At 64.8% G+C, this 2,709-nt stretch carries 3 protein-coding genes, 1 pseudogene and 1 riboswitch; of the genes and pseudogenes, 1 reads left to right on the top strand and 3 read right to left on the bottom strand.

Going from position 1 to position 2,709, the window contains the following annotated elements; translation table 11 throughout:
• Positions 1-318 (top strand): annotated as a pseudogene (locus tag VNS22_RS03350) (hypothetical protein); the annotation flags it as partial.
• A gap of 157 nt (positions 319-475) precedes the next feature.
• On the opposite strand, the gene VNS22_RS03345 reads toward VNS22_RS03350, so the two are convergent.
• From VNS22_RS03345 to VNS22_RS03335, 3 genes are all read right to left on the bottom strand, one after another.
• Positions 476-1,183: a CbtA family protein gene (locus VNS22_RS03345; protein WP_325729601.1), complete on the bottom strand. Its 708-nt coding sequence runs from the start codon at positions 1,181-1,183 to the stop codon at positions 476-478.
• 8 nt (positions 1,184-1,191) lie between these two features.
• Positions 1,192-1,380: a CbtB domain-containing protein gene (locus tag VNS22_RS03340; RefSeq protein ID WP_325729599.1), complete on the bottom strand. Its 189-nt coding sequence runs from the start codon at positions 1,378-1,380 to the stop codon at positions 1,192-1,194.
• A gap of 38 nt (positions 1,381-1,418) precedes the next feature.
• Positions 1,419-1,636, bottom strand: a riboswitch (cobalamin riboswitch).
• A gap of 275 nt (positions 1,637-1,911) precedes the next feature.
• Positions 1,912-2,511 (bottom strand): hypothetical protein, encoded by a 600-nt coding sequence (locus VNS22_RS03335; protein ID WP_325729597.1) that lies wholly within the window; start codon positions 2,509-2,511, stop codon positions 1,912-1,914.
• Positions 2,512-2,709: the final 198 nt, after the last annotated feature.

Below are 2,709 nucleotides of genomic sequence, written 5' to 3'. Positions count from 1 at the left end.
GCCCAGGAGACGCTTGCGCGGTTGCTCGGTCATCTGGGCCTGGAGCGGTACACACTTCACGGGCTTCGGGCGACTGGGCCGGTAGCTCTGAAGCTGCTCGGCTTCGAGAACCGCGCCATTCGCGCGCTCACGGGCCACACGAGCGACGCAAACCTGGAAGTCTACCTCCGCGGAGTGGACCATTACCCGCTGGCTCGTCAGGCCCAGGAGGCGCTGGAGCAGCAGTTCTCAGCACTGCTGGAGGAGGCGGAGGATGGGGCGAACACGAGGCGGTTCGCGGGGGTTACGGGGCGAGCAGCAGGGAGGCGACGCGAGTAGTTTAGGAGCAGCCTATAGGGAGAAAAGCGCAGTGAAGAGGAACGGCTTCAAAGGGTCACGGCGGAAGAGCTAGAGCCCGCGGCCCGCACACGGCACGGGAAGCCTGAATGGAAGTTGGCCTGACACACTTTCTAGCTGCATCAGGCCATTCGGGATGTCAGCCGTGCGAGGCGCGGTTCAGCCGAGCCTGGAGCCAGCCCGTTGCGAGGCCCAGCGTGGCCCAGAACAACAAGCTGACGGCCGTCACGCCCGCGATGAAACGCTGCGTCAGCGCCTCTGGCACCGCCGACATCTCGGCAGGTGCCGCCGGAGCGCCCCAGAAGTGCGGGAGCACGATGGCGATGACGGCCACGATCGCCCACGCTAACCGGCGGGAGAAGGCGATCAGCGCCAGGCCGCCCGCCGTCAGTAGTGCAGTCGCCACCCACCAGACCTGACGGTCCGTCAGAGCCGCCGCCGGGGTGCCCGGCAGCTCTGGCGGCAATCCGACCGAAGGCGCCAGGGTGAAGGCCGCGAAACCCGCCAACCCCCAGAGCAGGCCCTGCCGCCAGTCTGCCGTGGCGCCGCGCAGGGACATGGCCGCCCCCAGCATCAGCGCATAGGCGATGCCAGTCAGGACGTCGGCCAGCATAGTGTAGAGCGTCCGCTCCAGACCGTCCTCCGGCGTCCAGGCTTCGGCGCCATGGTCATGAGCCTCAGCTGCGTGATCCGCGTGTCCCAGAGTTGCGCTCTCTTGGTGCTCGAAAATCTCCGCCACGAGGATGGTGGGCACCGTGTGCAACTGGTGCCCGAGGCTGGCCACGCCACCCGCCAGGATCCCGGCAAACAGCGCTACGGCGAAGAGCCGCCTGAGATGGTCCATCATGCCCCGGCTCAGTGGCAAGGAAAGCCGTTGGAGTGGCGGGTGTCGTGCGCAGCATTATGCAGCAGGTCATTATGCGCAAAGCCGACGCCCCAGAGCAGCAGAGAGCCGAAGGCCAGGGCCAGGACGCTGGCCAGCACGCGGCCGCTGCTGCGGGCCGCAGCTTGGTGGATGGAAGCCGATGTGGCTGGGATCTGCATGGGAAGGCTCTCCGCCGACGCGCCCCGCGCCGGTCCAGAAGGTTGACCACGCCCCGGCAGGTCTCCTGGCTCGCGGATCCTGGCCGATGCACCTGCCTTCCCGGCACTTTAGTGCCAGTGGCCTGCCCTGAGGGCAGACGGCGCAGCGGCGATTCGCCAACAGTTGCGGGGGCAGCCGCCGACTTGGCTCCAACTTGAGCCGCACGGCGTTCCCTTTTTCACCCGCTCGCGCGGGACCGGTGCGGGGCCGAGGGTATCTCGGAGATTGTCGCAGGCACAAGCCCCGGTGGTCGGCTGCCCGCCTGCGTTGCCTTGCCTCCGAGTGGCACGAGGCAGGCGGGACTTGCGTCCTCTGTTGCTTGCCTTCTCCCCACCACAGACCGGTAGCGATCATCCAAACCACACCAGGAAATGTGAGCCTGGGGGGGCTGTGTCGATGCCCGCTCATGGGAGTGAAGCAGACCTCCCAGCCTCCCAGCGACCTATAATCTTCAGCGGCATGGTAAATGCCGCTGGTCACCCGGCCCGCTCTTACCTCTTGGTATGCTGTGGATACCTGGCACTAATTTGCCTCACGCTGACCCCATCCTGGTGGAGTTTCAGTCCCAGCACTTCGCCATCAACGCGAGTCCTGAGGTAGTGGCCTACAAGCCGGCTGAACTCATCTTCGTGCTGCCGCTCTACACCGTCAGCTTCATTTAAGCGCGCCGCCACGAGGTCGAATGCCGCGAGTTCAGTCTCATTCAGGGCCGACCTGATGGCGGCGACGGTCATCTCCAATGCGGCGGCCACATCGGCTTCGAAACTGCCGCGGGATTTCTGTTCGTACTCTGATTTCAGCTGCTTGAGCTGAGCGTCCACCTCGTTCCTCGGGGGGTCGTATTGCTGCGAGAGAACTTCGAGGCTTGCCGCCTCTTCGGCGCTGCGTTCAGTCACCTCTATGAGGCGGTGGAACTCATCGGCCACTTCGGCGGGCATTCTGGCCGCAGTAGCCCGATTGATCGCCTCCGCGTAGTCGACAAGATCCGGAAAATACCCCGCAACCTGGTCTGCGCTTGACGATGCTCTCACCGGCCGGGGATGATGGACCGCTTTGCGGCGCGGGGCGGGGCGGTGCCTCTGCTTCTTCATGAGCGAACCTTTGACGCGCTGATCGCCACTCCTAGTGTGTTGGCTTCGCAAGTCACTGAAAAAGCTTCCATATTCGTCACCACGTTGGTAACACGGGTTCGAATCCCGTTGGGGACGCCATCCTTGTTTCGCAGAGGTTCCTGCCGATTGCTTGACAGTCGGCGCCTCAGTTGCGGGTCAAGTTGCAGCCTTTGCCTT

The sequence above is a fragment of the Geminicoccus sp. genome (assembly GCF_035556675.1).
GTDB lineage: Bacteria > Pseudomonadota > Alphaproteobacteria > Geminicoccales > Geminicoccaceae > Geminicoccus.
Note: the sequence above shows the minus strand (reverse complement) of the source record. Positions and strands in the feature narration are given on the sequence as shown.